The following is a 16308-nucleotide window of genomic DNA, read 5'->3' as shown; positions in this document are numbered from 1 at the left end:
CGCGTCTTTACAGCTTTGCCTTATGCGCCAGTACGTCTTTAATCACCTGGGCAATGTTATCTGCCTGCAGTACCACCAGGTCTCCTGGCTTTGCCATCTCCAATGATACTTTGGTGGCCTCCTTTTCATCAGTGACCAGGGTGACCATCTCCGGTGTGAAGCCGCCTTCTAATAGCCCCTCATTCACAATTTGGGCCGTTTCGCCGACGGTTCTTCCCCTTGGGTCTGAATCGCAAAGCACAATATGATCGTAGTACATTGCAAGGGCACGCCCAAATGCCAGAATGTCTTCCTGTCTTCGGTTTCCAACGCCAGAAGCCATGCGAATTTTTCTACCCGGCATCAAGCCTTTGATAAAGTCACCGGTGGCGTTAATGGCTCCAATATTATGACCATAATCCACCACCACTTTGAACTCACCCATATCAATGACATTCATTCTTCCAGGTGACTGGCCAATGGAAGGGCTGAAACTCACCAATCCTGCCCTGATCTGAACTTCATTCAACCCCAAGGCTGCTGTGGCGGCTATGGCTGCCATCACATTCTCAATGTTAAACCCGGCGTTTCCGTCAAAGGTGATGGGAATTTCAACGACACTGGCCACGGTTGACATCCATCCTTTTTTCTGGATGATAAAGTTTCCTTCTTTAACAGTCACATTCAGGTTTCCTCCATCATAGTTCGTCTTAAGAGCCGGATGTTCCGGATCTCTTGAAAACAAAATGGGATGTCCTTTTGTTTTCTCCAGACAGGAAAGCACCCGCGGATCATCGGCATTGAAAACTGCATGGCCCGTTGGTTTCACGGCTTCTGTCACTGTTGATTTTAACCTGGTCAGATCTTCCAGGGTGTCAATGCCGCCTTCACCCAAATGGTCGGAAGAAATGTTGAGCAGAACGCCCACGTCACTTTCAGTATAACCAAGCCCACGGCGAAGAATGCCGCCTCTGGCCACTTCAAGCACGGCAAGATCAATGGTGGCGTCCATCATCACTTTTCGGGCACCCTCCGGACCACTGTAATCGCCTGTCAAAATGGGAATGTTATCAATGATCACCGCATCTGTGGAGGTCATGCCCACGGTACTGCCGTTGAGGCCCAAAATGTGGGAAATCAGCCGGGTAGTGGTAGTTTTACCGTTTGTTCCTGTAACGGCAACAATGGGAACTGCATGGGGTGTTCCCGGAGGAAACAGCATGTCCACAATGTGGGCGGAAATATCTCGCGGTGTTCCTCTGGTGGGGTTCAAGTGCATTCTGAACCCGGGTGCCGCATTGACTTCAACAACACCGGAGGAATCGTTGTGAAGGGGTTTTTCCAGTGAATCGGCAATGATGTCTATGCCAATGACATTCAATCCGATGATCTGTGAGATCCGCTGGGCCATCAACTGATTCAGGGGATGCACATGATCCGTGACATCAAGGGCCGTACCGCCGGCGCTGAGATTTGCCGTTGACTTCACATATCTTTTTTCACCCTCTGCCAGAATGCTCTCCAGGGTAAGCTGCTTAACAGCCAGTAATCGCTCCGTCATGGAATCGGCCGTAATGCGGGTCAGGTTTCTTTCGTGACCAATCCCCCGATTAGGATCTTTATTCACTTCATCAATCAGCTGCCGAATGGTGTTTTTTCCGTTTCCGATCACATAGGCCGGCTCCCGAAGGGCTGCTGCCACAAATTTTCCATCAATGACAAGAATCCGAAAATCAAACCCCTCCAGGTATTTTTCCACCAGAACCGTTTCACAGACTTCGCCTGCGATGCCATAAGCAACCAACAATTCTGCTGCATTGGTCACATTCACGGTAATGCCCCGCCCGTGATTTCCGATTAATGGTTTGACCACCACCGGGAACCCTATGTCTTCTACTGCCTTCATTGCTTCATCGGCCGTCTGAACAGAGCGCCCTTTGGGTACAGGAATACCCATGGATGACAAAAGTTGCTTCGTGCTCTCTTTATCATCAGCAATTTCAACTCCCAAAGCGGAGGTGTTATCCATCATGGTAGCCTGAATTCTTCTTTGATACACACCCTGGCCTAACTGCACATAGTTATCTTCATTGAGGCGGAAATGAGATATGCCTCGTCTGGTGGCTTCGTTGACAATTGACTGTGTTGAAGGCCCCAAAAGACTGGAAGCTGCGATTTGCTTTAACTCAATGATCAGGGGTTGTACATCTGTGGTGACTCCCCGAAAGAGTTTTTCCACCAGTTCAACGGCCATTTCGCCTGCCCTGAGGCCGGTCTTGTAATCCAGATATCGATAAACCAGGTTGTAAATGCCGGTTTCATTCGTGTCAAAGGTTTTTCCAAACGCCACTTCATGCCCGGCAAGGCATTGCAGTTCCAAGGCCACATGCTCCACAACATGACCGGCCCAGGTGCCCCTCACCAGTCGCTCATAAAACCCCCCGACCTTTCCGGGAGAGCATTTATGCTCCTGAAGACTGGGCATCATCCGGGCTATATTATCCTTGAACCCAGGAATCATGTCTGTTGGTTTTGTTTCAAGCCCCTCAATGTCCAGTTGCATCAAAATAACAGGATGCCTGCTATAATAATTGGGGCCTCGTATCGCTCTCATTTCCAGTATTTTCATGGGTGTTTTCCTCACTCTCCACCGGATTCAACCATTTAAGATCCTCAGGTTTTAAATACTTTTTCTCACACAAGTCATACCCGTAGCCATTCACAATGGTGTGTATGACTAAGTTTTCAATGGCGATGGCTTCGTCAGCGATTATTTCAGCAATATTTGTATGTTTTCGATATTGGCCATCCAGAATCACCGTGACGCCGCTTCCAATGGCTCTAAGAATACAGCCGCTTTCTATGATAATAGCCGCATCTTCTCCGAGACCAATCCCCGTGTTGCCCGAGTTCGTACTGACAACCTGCATTAAGCGGCTGAACCGACCGCGCTCCACAAAATGAGTGTCAATGATGGCGTTGTCGATGAGTCCCAGCCCAGTGGTCACATTGATGGTGCCTTTGCGCAGTGCCACCCGCTCCTCGCCGCCGTAAATCATGGTTTTTGACATGGCACTGGCTCCTGCACTGGTTCCGGCAATGATGCAACATTCCTGTTCATACCTGCGAAGCAACTCTTTTTCAATGGGTGACCCACCCAGAACACTGGTGATGCGCAACTGATACCCTCCGGTGAAAAAAATAATATCAGCAGCGGTGATGCGTTTCACTAAACTAATGTCAGCAGCCTGTTCACGTGAGGTTATATGCATTGACCCGACGATGTGATCGCTGTCTCTGGCAAAAGCCTTGAAGTAGGCCTCACCGGCTTCTTCTGAATAACGGCTGGCCGTGGTAATGATTTCAATGTGTTTCTTTTGTTTTTTGACCAGCGACAGGATCGTAGAAAGAATCTGCTGATCGTTTATTTTGTCTTCATTTCCGCCGATGGCCACCAACAGCCCTTTGGGAATCACCCGAGGCTTTCCATTGGCCGAGATATAGTTTTCCATGTTATTCCTCATTTCTAAGATAATACCAGTTTTCAAGCAGCATAGTTCAATTATACCCTCTTTAGCGCTTTACCGGACAAGGACCATCAGGTGTAAATGGTATTATAGCAATAATAATAACGGGTATCATGCCCAATCAGGCATTTTACCCGTTATCATTTTTGCAACAGTATCAGCAATATGTTAAGCCTTTGCCATCATTTGTTCTTTTCTCTATTCCATTTCTTTTTCGAACCCAGCAACCACTTAACGTAACCAGCTTCGATCGGCAACGAGATTATTGTTCTGGCTGAAGCTTGTGTTCACATCATCACGCCAGTTTTCCCTGTTTTCAACAAGTACGAGTACTTTTCCCTGTTCAATCTGATGTTCATACTCCTTGGCGTCTTCTTCCCTGACTCCCAGTTGAACCAATCCGCCTACCAGTCCACCGGCCACACCGCCTGCAACGACACCTCCCAGTATGCCCGCAATCGGACCCATAGCCAGAAAGGGACCGATTCCTGGTATTGCCAACAGACCCAGTGCCGGCAAAGCTGCAGCTATGCCACCCACTGTTCCTCCTACGACAGCACCTGTGCCTGCTTTTTCAGCACCGCCCTGCGTTTTTGTCTTCGTATCAGTTGTATTGTCAAGGTGCTCCATCTGTTCCTTGTCTTTCGCTATTACCGTAATTTCATTTTCCTTGTATCCCATCTCCGTCAACTGCTTGACAACGTTAATGACTTCATTTTCTGTTTCGAATATGCCGACCATCACTTTATCGTTATCACTTTTATCGCGGTTTATGTTCATATCTTTTCCATACTGATCTTTCATTTATAATCCTCCCTGGTCAATCATAAAAAACTCACATGCAGACATCGATACTTCTGCAGTGCTGCAACTGCCGGTTTCAGCAGGCTACTGTTGCTCTCTCTCAAATTCTCTAACTTCCTCTTCTGCTTCTTCCTTGCTTTTACCGTATTTTTCCTGAATGATACCTGCAAGCTTTTGAGCATCTCCTTCGATCATATCAAGATCATCGTCAGTAATCTCACCCCAGCGTTTTTTAATGCTTCCCATCATTTGATTCCACTTTCCTTTTAAGATTGATTCATTCATTTTAATCCTCCTCTTGTTCAACTACCAGTTATATCATAAGTTAATGACTCACATGCCGTCCGGCTACGAGTCCTGCTTTTAATGTAATCATCAAGAGATTCAAGGAAATACAAACAGAACTTTTGCTGTTTCAATAACCGCACTTTTGATTCCAATAAGCCCAATAATCGCGGTAATGTGCACTATAATCAACACACGTCTACCACTTCAGCACACAGCACCTCCTTTCATTCTCTTAAAAGCAAGCGCCCATTATGCTGATTTTTAAACTGTTTGGTCTGTTCCTATTCATGCCCGTAATCCCGATTGCTAAACAATTTCGATTAGCTTCGATAGGAGTACCTATCCGTTTATTAAAAATCATTGTGTTTTCAATTGTCTTGATTCACTCCACCGCCCCACCTTCTCAACTATGTATGAGGCATCTGACCTATAACTAAATGCTGTTGTAACGTCAAGAGGTGTTTGATCAGTTTTATGATAATAAAAAAGCTTCCGGTTGCCGCAAATCAGCCGCGACACCGAAAGCTTTGTTCAATCTATCAATGCTTCTCTTCTATAATATTCTCGTAATAAGCATTACAAGAATAATGACGACAACGATAATTCCAATCGCACGAAACATAATGATCCCTCCACTTGCAATCTCAATGGCCGTAAGCCCATTCAACAAAGTGTCCCAACGACCTTTCATTGAGAGTATACCCTTAAAGCATGCGGATCAAACGACACCCTGTACACTTAACCTTCCCAGATAAGTTCAGAAGGACTGCCGCCTCTGATTGAGAAACCGGCATTCGATGAAGCGCTACACCATCAGGTCGACACTATTTATAGTTGGGATCCAGTAATGCAATAACCCCCAAAATCACCATACCAATGAGAATGACAATCCCCCCATACGCCATGGAAATACCCATATCAAAATCATGCAAGGCATTGACCATGGCAATGGACACCGGTCGATTGTGCACTCCGTATAACAGGGCTGAAATGGTATATTCACCCAGTGAGCGCATCAACACCAGGGAAAAAGCGCTGATGATGCCGGCTGATACCATGGGCATGAAGACATGGAGAAATGTCTGTGCCCTGGTGGCACCTAAATTGCGAGAAGCCTGCTCGTATTCCCGGTTAAAGTTTTCGAAGGCGGAATAAATGCTTTTCGAAGCAATGGTGATCCCCGCCAACACATAAGCAATGGGAAGAATCCAGTAAGTGCCAATCAGTGACTGATTGAACAAAAACCACTGACGTCTGTTGAAAGCCAGGATCATGTTAACGCCTAAGGTACTGGCAGGAATGGCCATGGGCAACAGCACAAAAAAATGCAGCCACCGTGAAACAATCCCCTTGCTTCTAAGAATAAGGAACGCGCTGACAGCGCCAATGGCAGTAGCCATGAAACCGGCCTGCAAAGACATTTTCAGCGAATTAAGAATGGGATCAAGGACCCGCGGCTGGGCAAAAATTCGCCGATAGTTTTGCAAACCAAACTCAGAAGGAATGATCTCAGTCATCCAACGGCTGGAGTCTGCAAAAGAGAGTATCAACACACCCACAATGGGTAACAGGATCAACACCAGGATGATCCCCGCCGCCAAGTGCATGAATCCTCTTGTCAGAGGATGCTGAACCCACACCCGACGGAATGTTTTTGTTTTTGTTGTGCGGGACTGAAAGCTTTGGCGATTGTAGTAACTGTATAAGCCCATGGTCATAAACACTAACACCATGAGCAGGGTCACCTGAGCCGCTGCCATGCTCATCTGATTATTCATTTTTGAATGAAGAATCTGGGTGCTCATCATCCGGTAACCACGACCAATCAGGTAAGGAGCAGAAAATGAACTGACCCCAGTGGCAAAGGTCATGAGAGCTGATGTCACCAGGGCTGGGGCCAGGTGGGGCAAGAGCACATCCTTCAAAACCTGCCAACGGGAGGCCCCCAGGTTTCGGGCCGACTCCACCAGAGAGTAATCGAGAAAGGCAATGGCAATCTTGGTGTTGATATAAAAATAAATGTACTGGGTGAAGCTGTGAACAAATAAAATGCCCCAAAACCCAGAAAACCGCAGGGGTGGGTTTGCAAGATGAAAAGCGGTCTGCAACAGGTGGTTGATGATCCCTATTTCAGCATATAGCTGTATAAAGGCAATGACAATCATCACACCGGGCAACATCACTGCACTGAGCATCACCATGTGCATCAGACGCTGAAAAGGCGTTTTAAAATAACCGGTATAGAATGCCATAAACACACCCACCACCAGGCAAGCTGCCACCGTGGAAACACCCACTGTAATCGTGTTGCGCAGGGCCATCTGATTGGTAGGGGTTGAAAAAAAGTGGGCATACCAGTGGAGAGAACCCCCCCCACCTTCATATTGCAGCGAACGCCAAATAGTATTACCAATGGGAAATACCACGAAAACAGCAGCCAGGTAAAATAGCAGTCCATAGACCAGGCTTTTTATCACTTTATCCCTGTTCATGTGTTCACCTTCAGCCCGTGCACAGCACCGTCCTTCACTGAAAGCCAGACCTCTTCGCCGGTTTCTCTGGGCTGCATTCCCTGAATATGTTCAACAGATACTTTAAGTGTTTCTTCCCTGCTCACACAGTCATACATCACCGTACTGCCAGTGAATTCCACAGTCTTCACCCATGCTTGCACCTGACCACGTTCCCCCATGCGAAGGGCATTGGGACGTATACAGGCCTTCTCTTCTTCCAGCCCTGAAAACCATTCAGGAAACACTTGGCGGCTTACCAGGTTCGACTCTCCAATAAAGCGTGCCACAAACTCATTGATGGGTTCATTGTAAATGGTCATAGGGTGGCCTACCTGCACCAGGTGGCCCTGATGAAAAACAGCGATGCGGTCAGACATGGTCATGGCCTCTTGCTGATCATGCGTCACAAAAATAGTGGTGATGCCCACTTCTTTTTGCAAATCCCTTATCTCCCGCCGCATACGGTCTCGCATGTTCGCATCCAGATTCGAGAGAGGTTCATCCAATAGCAGCACTTTGGGACTCACAGCCAGGGCCCGCACCAGGGCTATGCGCTGCTGCTCTCCACCTGAGAGTTGACTGATGTCTCTTTTTTCAAACCCTGTCATGCCCACCAAGCTGAGTAACGTCTTGGTTCTTTCCACGATCACATCCCTGGAAGTACGGCGCACCTTCAATCCATAAGCCACATTTTTTTCCACATTCATGTTGGGAAACAGGGCATAGTGCTGAAACACCATGGAAATCCCTCTTTTTTCCGGAGGAAGCCAGGTGATGTCCTGTTCATCCACCCACACCCGACCCTTGTCTGGTGATTCAAGACCGGCTAAAATGCGCAGCAATGTCGTTTTGCCACACCCCGAGGGACCCAGAAACGTAAAAAGCTCTCCCTGATCAATGGTCAGGTCAATGTCTTTCAACACCGGTTTGTTCTCAAAGGATTTTGCAATGTGGTCAAATCTAATCATGGAGTGTTGCTTCCTTTCTTCCATACTAATCTTCCATACTAAACGCCCTACCGGGGACACGAAGCACTGGTACCGGCAGGGCGTAAGAGAGTTATGTTTTATAAGTCTTTTCCAGCGTCACGAATTTCTGTGTCCCACAAGTTCAGCCATTCCAGTTCATGCTGAGCCACATTGCCCCAATCCACATCCATGGCCTTAAAGGGCTCCTTCATCCAATCCGGACCGGCTTCGATGGCCTCTGTCAGGGTGGGCATTCTGTCATATTCATTGGCGAGCAACACCTGCACTTCCAGACTGCCTGCATACTCAACAAAAGCAGCAGCCGCATGGGGATGGGGGGCATTGTTGATGGCTGCTATGGCGTCGGTGATGACGATAGCCCCTTCTTCAGCGTCCACAATGGCCAAAGGCATGTCATTGTTGTTCCGGTTGTCCATCACTGCACTCAGCACTCCATAGCTGATGGGCGATTCGTTTCTTCCCACAGACTGAAAATGAAGGCTGCCGCTGCCATAGTAATTTTTCGTGTTACGATCCAGGGCTTTTAAATAATCAACGCCCTCTTCCAGGGTGGCTGTGCGCTGATAGTAGTCCAGCAACGCCACAATGACAGCCCGTTGTGAAGATGACACATTATCACGGGATACAATCATGCCTTCATATTGAGGGTCTGTCAGGGCCGCCCAGCTCTGCGGCACCTGATCAGCCTCCAGGGCTTCTTCGTTGTAAAAAAGAAGCACAGGTGTCTGCATGGTGCCAAACCATCGGCCATCAGCGTCTCTGAAAATGGGATCAATGGAAGATGCCCAGGTTGGTTCAAGACTCTCAAAAATACCTTCCTCCGCCATGGTTATGTAGAGGGATGAAGGACCTCCAAACATGATATCTGCCTGGGGATTTTCTTTTTCTGCCCGCACCCGGTCTGCCAGTTCACCTTTCAGGTTGATAAAGTCCACTGCCACGCCGGTTTTTTCTGTGAACCCATCGGCAATCAATGCCAGCATTTCTTCCCCGTGGGTGGAATAAATGACCAGACTGTCCTCCAGCGTCACTGCTGATTCCTGTTCAGCAGCCTCTTCAGCAGGCCCCTCCTGAATCTCTGCGGGCTGCTGTTCTTCCGGTGCTTCAGAAGCGCCACCACACCCCGTCAAAACTGTTACTGTCAAAAACAGGACCAATACATAAAATAACCACTGTTGCTTTCTAATCACATTATCTCTCCTTTTAGTGTTAATATAGCCTACACAGCCATTTCCCGATGAAAATAATCATCATATGATCGGTAAGTACCACCGGTGTAATGCACTGGGGAAACCCTGCCTGCTTTAATGCCTTCTGTTAAGTCTTTCATGTCCCGCACCCTTCCTTCAAACCGGGTGGCGTACATGCCCACTCTTTCCAGGTGATGGGCATCACTGCTGCCCAAAAGTGGTATATCCATGGCAAGGGCCGTTTCCCGGGCCTGAGCGTTCAAGTGAAAGGGAGTGCTGCCATTAAGTCCTTCTATCCCTGCCAAGCCTTTTAGAGAAAACAGACCGTCTCCAATGCCCCGCCCGTTTTTTCGATAAGGGTGGGCGCTGATGGCCACACCTCCGCGCTGGTTGGTCCAGTCGATGAGCTGCTGGGCCTGCATCATCTCACCCGGTATGTGATCCACACCAAAGACCAGTATATCGCCCTGATAAGTTAACACTTCTGCCCCAACAAATATAGGAAAGTTCATCTCACGGCTAACATGGGCCGCTTTATCCACCAGACCCATGCTGTCATGGTCTGTGATGCAGATCCCATCCAATCCCATGGATCGTGCTTGACGAATAATCTCCTGCAACTCTATAAAACTGTCATCTGAGTAGGTTTTTTCATGAATATGCATGTCAATCAGCATTTCTCAGACATCTCCTTTATCGTGCCATGCCCGTCACAAAAACGTTTCGTTTTTTCAGGGCTTCGTCTTATAAACTGTGACATCTCACATTATACTCCGATTAGAGATACGATGAAAGCCGATTTCAATTGAATATTTCTATCGGATTCTGTAAACGGATACGATTTATCAATGAGTTCCCGAAAGCATACCGAAACAGAGATATTACTTTTGATAATCAATGATCTCCTCGTCACTTCCCACCATCACTCGCGTGCGCACTGGCTCAGTGGATGCCACTACCCGTCCAAGACTAATCACTTTTGTGGCAGTGGTCATTCGCCTAATTGCATCCATTTCGTTACGGGCATCCAGCAACACCAAATTTGCAGGTTTCCCGACTTCAAGGCCATACACATCTTCAATTTGCAAAGTCTTTGCACCGTTTAAGGTGATCATATCAAAAACGTGCTTCATCTCAAGACTCCCCGTCATCTGACACACATGAGCGCACATATTAGCTACCTGAAGCATGCTGGCCATTCCCAATCCATAGAAAGGGTCCATGATGTTGTCATGGCCCAGGCTGATGTTCAGATCTTTTTCTAGTATTTCCCTAACCCGCGTTATGCCCCGACGCTTGGGATAACTATCAAATCGACCCATGAGGGAAGTGTTGGACAAGGGATTAGCCACAAAGTTCAGGTTGGCACGTTGGGCCAAGTTCAGTACTTTGTCGGCATAAGCATGGTTGTAAGAATGCATGGCAGTGGTGTGACCTGCCGTGGTTCGGGGACCGTAGCCACGTCGATAGGCCTGCAAGGCCACATGCTCCAAGAAGCGGGATTGGTCGTCGTCCGTCTCATCGCAGTGAATGTCCACAAAACAGTCATACTTCTCTGCCAGGTCAAAGACTCGATTAATCGATTCGATCCCTTCCTCTCTGGTGAACTCCAGGTGAGGCGTGCCACCAACCCCATCAACACCCATTTTCAAAGCCTCTTCCATCAGCTCCAAGGCCTGGGGATAATCCATGATGCCTTCCTGGGGAAAAGCCACCAACTGCAACTGCACCTGCGGGGCCACCTGTTCCTTCACTTCCAGCAGGGCTTTCACCGCTGTCAGATCCTGATCGCAAATGTCCACATGAGAACGAATGAACAAAGCACCCTGACCAACATGCCACCGAATTGATTTTAAAGCACGGGCCGCCACATCTTCTCTGGTAATCTGTTGCTGCCGGCAGCTCCAAATGTGAATGGCTTCGTATAAAGTGCCGCTGACGTTCTCCCGAGGCTCACCTGCTGTCAGGGCACTGTCCAGATGAACATGCGGCTGCACAAAGGCAGGCACCACCAAAGCCCCTCGTGCATCGACAATTTCATGGGCTTCAATGGGCTCATGGGCGTCCGTCTCATCATAGGTACTGATTTGACATATCAATCCCTGGTCAACGGCAATATGAACCAGCTGGTCCCGGTCTCGCAGCTTAGCATTTTTAATGATGAGTTGATTTCTCATGGGTACCTCCTTCATGCATGTCAGGTTCCTGGTTTTTTTATCCGACACAATATCTATTGAAAACTCTCATTTGAAACATCACAAGAACATTTTCTGCTCATTTTTTCAATCATTATCATGTATTCCAGCGAAAATAATGGAACGGGTGATAAGCGTCCCCTTGTCTCACTTATTAGTCTTTGTGAAAAGGGGTATGACCATACTAATAAGATAAAACTTACCGAGGAGTGTGTCAAATGATCAAAGCAACGGACTATTTTCAGCGCCAAGAATTAATCGACCTCACCAAAGACCTGCTTCGCATTCCCAGCCATACAGGGGTGGCGACCCAAGAAAAAGAAATAGCCGCGTATATGCTGGAATTCTTCAACAGACACGGCATACAAGCTTATCTTCAACATGTGGAAAAAGAGCGGAGCAATGTGATTGCCTTCATCAAGGGAAGAAAATCTCCGGAAGGAAAGAGCCTGATGCTCAACGGGCACATTGACACCGAAAAGCCGGATGACATGAATGAAGACCTGTTTGGTGCCGAAATGAGTTCCTCGAACATGTTTGAAGGAGAAGTCAGGCAAGGATACATCTGGGGCAGGGGTGCCGTGGATATGAAGGGACCCGTAGCTGCCATGATGATGACTCTGGTTGTCTTAAAGCGGGCAGCGCAGAAGCTGGACGGCGACATTGTTTTTTCCGGAGTGGTGGGTGAGGAAACCCGCAGCAAAGGTATGGAAAGCCTTGTGGCCTGTGAAAAATGTCTGAGCCAACATGATATTTCACTGGATGGCGCCGTGGTGGGTGAGCCCACCGACTTTCAATATGTGGCCAGTCACCGTGGCCTGGTATGGCTGGATATCAAGTTTATAGGTAAGGGAGCCCACAGCGGCAAGCCTCATCATGGCGTCAACGCCATCGAAAAAGCCGTGGCGTTTTTGAATATTGTCAAAGAGGAACTATATCCCAAGTTGAGGGAGCGCAGGCATGATTTTATGGGCACCTCTGTGATGAACATCGGTACCATCAAGGGAGGCACCGGCCAGTCAACGGTGGCAGAAGAAGCACTGGTGAGGCTGGATCGCCGCTACGTGGAAGGTGAAACCCTGGAGTCTGTCATTCAGGAATACCAAGACATTGCCAATAAAATGACTAAAGAAGATCCCAGTTTCAGCATTGAAATCAGCCGCACACCAGAAAGCGTTTCAGTACTGCCCCATCCACCCCTGCATACAGAGATGGATGAATCCATTGTTTTGGCCGTTAAGAGGGCTCTCCAGCAGGTACTGGGTCACGATCCGGAAGTACACACAGAATATGGCTGGACAGACGGTGCTCTGATCTCCAAATACATGAAAATACCCACCGTGGTCTTTGGCCCTGGCGACATTGCCCTGGCCCATACATCAGAGGAAAAAATTGATATCGACGACCTGGTGAAAAGCGTGGAAGTGTACACCCATATCGCCGATGAATTTTGTGTGTTTTAACGCAGAATGAGGCATGCCACCATCTAAATATCTTTCATCCAATTGTATTGAACATTATACAGCTATATTGCAATGTCTTTTGAACTTCAAATGTATCTAACGCAATTACCCACAACAAAACCGGCGGGAACAGTAACAGGAAAAGCGTTCCCGCCTCCTTATCACTTCTCATTGCTGTGTTGTGCTATGAATCGACAGATTGATTGGGACAGTAAAAACGTTCCGCTGTCCCTACCGTTGTCACTACCACTTTCCTTATTTTGTCAGCTGCTTGTAATGGTCAATCATCTCTGCGAGAGTCTCCCGGCTCAACTGGCCCGACAGTGAGACTGTTTCGAAAAAACGGTCAGCAAAACGCAGGTTGTCCACAGAAAATCCCAACTGATGACGAACGTTGTTTTTCAGTGCATAAATCTCCTCACCCAGTGCCTCCAACGCTTCCTCTGTGGTCTGAATCCCTATGGACGCCAGGGCTTCCAGGACTGTCTCCGTATCATAAATACTGCGGGCAAACAGGCAGATGCAAAGTGATGTGAGGACATTTCGCTGCTGTTCTTCTTTTACAAGGGCTTCCACCATGGTTTTAGGGTCCTGCTCCCGATGCTTCTGATCCACCGAGTACCCGGCGTTATCAAGATGTGAATGGCGCGATCCCACAGCCATGCCCACCAGATTGGCGTGGCCGGTATGATACCCTGCCATTTCATGTTTCCCCATGGTCATGGCAAATTCAAGGCCGCCATAGGCTTCTGCCGCTGCTTCCACACCCTTGGCCAGCGTGCGGTAGAACTCGTTGGGCTGGCTCACCATGTAGCCCAGCGCTTTCTTGCAGCTTTCAGGATCGTCAAAAGCCACCGATGTCAAAACATCATCTTTCGTAATCAGGCCCTTCTCCAGCGCTTCGATCACCCAGCCCAGTGCCACACCGGCAGTGATGGCGTCCAACCCCAGTTGTTCCACAGCATCTATGAGTTGATACACTTTTTGCGTATTGCTCATTCCCAGGTAAGACCCCAGGGCAAAGATGAGTTCGTGATCATAAGAAATGCTCTGGAACTTATATTCATGGCTGTGGCCAAATTCTTCCCTGAAAAGACCCAGGTGAATGCACCCAATGGGGCATCCGGAACAGGCCACTTGCCGCAGCAAGGTCTTTTTCGCGAAGGTTTCTCCGCTGATGGCCTCTGCAGCTTCAAAGCTGGACTGCTGCATATTCCGTGTGGGAAGGGCATTTAGCTCATTCAGGGGAATCACGTTGATGGAGGTTCCCAGGTCATGGTATTTTTCCATCAGGTCAGTTTTCACCACTTTTTGGTACACTTTTTCGTAGGCAGCGCGGTAGGCTTTCAGGTCCTGGATTTCTTCCTCCCGGTCTCCGTAAATCACTGCTGCTTTCAGGTTTTTGGCTCCCAATACTGCTCCCATACCCAGCCGGCCAAAGTGTCGGTAGGTGTCCACGTTGACACCGGCAAAAGCCACCCCTTTTTCTCCGGCAGGACCAATGCGAATACAGCTACGGTATCCTCTTCCAGGAGCGATTCGCCGTAGAATCGTACCGGTCTCTCCACAGCCCAGGCCCCACATGGCCGAAGCATTTTTAAACTGAACCCCCTGGGGTCCAATTACCAGGTAGGTTGGTTGATGCGCTTTCCCCCGCAAGATCAGGGCGTCCACGCCGGCGCCCCGCATGGCGAGTCCCAGGCGCATGCCCGCATGACTTTCGCCGTACTCTCCGGTAAGGGGAGAACGGAACACTGCCACCACTTTGGTCACCACGGGAAAAATAGTGTTTAATGGTCCGTTGGCCAGGATCACCGGCTGGTCGGGATGAAGGGCATCCAGCTCGGGGTCCATGTTTTCAGAGAACAGTTTTGCTGCCAGGCCGGTGCCTCCCAGGTACCGGGCCAAGTCTTCACGGTGGCTCACTTCCACCTTCTGTGTGGTCATGTTAATCTCCATAACGCAAATACGCCGCTTATTCATTGGTGCTCACCTCCATCGCCAAAACCTCATGGGGGCAGAACCTGACACAGGTACCGCACTGGATACAGGGCATGGATTTTTTCTTATCCTCGTCAAGGTGCAGCACATCAATGATACAGGCCTCCACACATTCACCGCAGCCTACACATTTATCTTCCTTGAACTTAACGCCGCCGCCTTCCCGAACCAACAGCGCCCCATATTTACACGCCAGTGCACAGGGAGCATTGTCGCACCCCCGGCAGATTTCCGCCACAAACCGGGACTGGAATCCGCCAGCTGTTCGAATCTGCAGAGAAGCACGACTGGGGGAAAAGCTTTTTCGGATGGTGCGGGCACAGGCCAGCATGCAGGAATAACAACCGATGCACCTGTCAATGTCCGCCACCTTCAGTATCTTTGCCATGGATCAACCGCCTTTCTGATCATCACCACTATAGTGTTTCCCTGAATTCCACCTCAATGTCACCATTCCTTTTCTCGTATGGTATACAAAGAGTCCAGGTCGTTACTTCTATATTCTAACATTCTTTTCACTTCGGAGTATTTTTTGCTGTCGAAAGAAACCGCCCAAACTCCTCATCAATGGATGGAAGCTTTGGGCGGTTATTCTTCAATCATTCGTTTAGATTGGCGATTATCACGTTGTTTTCCCTTAGCACTTCATTCACTTTTTTGGCCACTTCCACGGCGTTGGGTGCATCGCCGTGTAAACAGACGGTGACGCCGTTGGCCTCAATCACTTTTCCGCTGATGGTGTTGATTTTTTTCTCTTTGGCCACCATCAAGGCCCGTTCAGCCACTTCTTCCGGTGTTCTTGCTTTTTTTGTCCGTTCAATGACCCAGTTACCTTCATCGTCATAGCTCAGGTCAATGAGGATTTCCGGTGCCAGCTTCATTCCCAGTTCTTTACCCCTTTCGAAAGCGGGGGCACTGGGAGGCAGCATGATCCAGAGATCTGGGTTGTATTCACGAATCGCCTGATAAAAGGGATCGATGTACTCCTCATACTCGGTCACCATGCGGTACAGGATACCATGAGCTTTAACATGCTGCATTTCCATATTGTGGATTTTCAAGAAGGCTTCCATGGCGCCTATTTGGTATAGGGTATCTGTGCGCAGTTCATCCGGGGTGATTTTCATTTCTCGTCTGCCGAAGCCTTGCCGGTCAGGCAGCCCCAGGTGGGCTCCCACGGCCACGTTGTATTGTTTGGCCCATTTAATGGTTTTTTCCAACACGAGGGGGTCTCCGGCATGAAAGCCGCAGGCAATGTTTGCAGACGATATGTACTGCATGACTGCTTCGTCATTGCCAAGGGTGTACCTGCCGAAGCTTTCTCCCATATCCACGTTGATATCAATCTTCATCCTAGAT

Annotated in this window: 13 protein-coding genes; 1 reads left to right on the top strand and 12 read right to left on the bottom strand. The window is 48.7% G+C overall.

What is annotated here, in order from left to right; translation table 11 throughout:
- Positions 1-7 precede the first annotated feature (7 nt).
- The 9 genes from cphA to codA form a co-directional block, all read right to left on the bottom strand.
- A complete protein-coding gene (cphA, locus tag AAIG11_RS00195) occupies positions 8-2608 on the bottom strand; it encodes a cyanophycin synthetase (RefSeq protein WP_343184264.1) in 2601 nt (866 codons plus the stop codon).
- Positions 2562-3491, bottom strand: a complete 930-nt coding sequence (locus AAIG11_RS00190) for a cyanophycinase (RefSeq protein WP_343184263.1) — start codon at positions 3489-3491, stop codon at positions 2562-2564. Before AAIG11_RS00190 ends, cphA begins: the two co-directional genes overlap by 47 nt.
- Before the next feature lie 246 nt (positions 3492-3737).
- Positions 3738-4310: a general stress protein gene (locus tag AAIG11_RS00185; protein WP_343184262.1), complete on the bottom strand. Its 573-nt coding sequence runs from the start codon at positions 4308-4310 to the stop codon at positions 3738-3740.
- A gap of 84 nt (positions 4311-4394) precedes the next feature.
- Positions 4395-4595 carry a CsbD family protein gene (locus tag AAIG11_RS00180; protein ID WP_343184261.1) on the bottom strand — a complete coding sequence of 67 codons (201 nt, stop codon included), beginning with the start codon at positions 4593-4595 and terminating at the stop codon, positions 4395-4397.
- Between the two features lie 827 nt (positions 4596-5422).
- A complete protein-coding gene (locus AAIG11_RS00175) occupies positions 5423-7090 on the bottom strand; it encodes an ABC transporter permease (RefSeq protein WP_343184260.1) in 1668 nt (555 codons plus the stop codon).
- Positions 7087-8079, bottom strand: coding sequence for an ABC transporter ATP-binding protein (locus tag AAIG11_RS00170; protein WP_343184259.1), 993 nt, complete (start codon positions 8077-8079; stop codon positions 7087-7089). Before AAIG11_RS00170 ends, AAIG11_RS00175 begins: the two co-directional genes overlap by 4 nt.
- 98 nt (positions 8080-8177) lie before the next feature.
- A complete protein-coding gene (locus AAIG11_RS00165) occupies positions 8178-9290 on the bottom strand; it encodes an extracellular solute-binding protein (RefSeq protein WP_343184258.1) in 1113 nt (370 codons plus the stop codon).
- Between the two features lie 29 nt (positions 9291-9319).
- Positions 9320-9967, bottom strand: coding sequence for a PHP-associated domain-containing protein (locus AAIG11_RS00160; protein WP_343184257.1), 648 nt, complete (start codon positions 9965-9967; stop codon positions 9320-9322).
- Positions 9968-10171: 204 nt separating this feature from the next.
- Positions 10172-11467, bottom strand: coding sequence for a cytosine deaminase (gene codA / locus AAIG11_RS00155; RefSeq protein ID WP_343184256.1), 1296 nt, complete (start codon positions 11465-11467; stop codon positions 10172-10174).
- Positions 11468-11703: 236 nt separating this feature from the next.
- Between codA and AAIG11_RS00150 the strand changes: the two genes are divergently transcribed.
- Positions 11704-12948, top strand: coding sequence for a M20 family metallopeptidase (locus AAIG11_RS00150; protein ID WP_343184255.1), 1245 nt, complete (start codon positions 11704-11706; stop codon positions 12946-12948).
- Positions 12949-13203: 255 nt separating this feature from the next.
- On the opposite strand, the gene AAIG11_RS00145 is transcribed toward AAIG11_RS00150, so the two are convergent.
- From AAIG11_RS00145 to AAIG11_RS00135, 3 genes are all read right to left on the bottom strand, one after another.
- Complete coding sequence (locus AAIG11_RS00145; protein WP_343184254.1) at positions 13204-14931, bottom strand: aldehyde ferredoxin oxidoreductase N-terminal domain-containing protein; 1728 nt, start codon at positions 14929-14931, stop codon at positions 13204-13206.
- Positions 14924-15337 carry a 4Fe-4S binding protein gene (locus AAIG11_RS00140; RefSeq protein ID WP_343184253.1) on the bottom strand — a complete coding sequence of 138 codons (414 nt, stop codon included), beginning with the start codon at positions 15335-15337 and terminating at the stop codon, positions 14924-14926. The genes AAIG11_RS00145 and AAIG11_RS00140 overlap by 8 nt, the downstream gene beginning before the upstream one ends.
- Before the next feature lie 211 nt (positions 15338-15548).
- Positions 15549-16301 (bottom strand): 5-oxoprolinase subunit PxpA, encoded by a 753-nt coding sequence (locus tag AAIG11_RS00135; RefSeq protein WP_343184252.1) that lies wholly within the window; start codon positions 16299-16301, stop codon positions 15549-15551.
- Positions 16302-16308: the final 7 nt, after the last annotated feature.

Source organism: Anoxynatronum sibiricum, assembly GCF_039414295.1.
GTDB lineage: Bacteria > Bacillota > Clostridia > Peptostreptococcales > Tindalliaceae > Anoxynatronum > Anoxynatronum sibiricum.
This window is presented reverse-complemented; position numbering and strand designations above follow the sequence as displayed.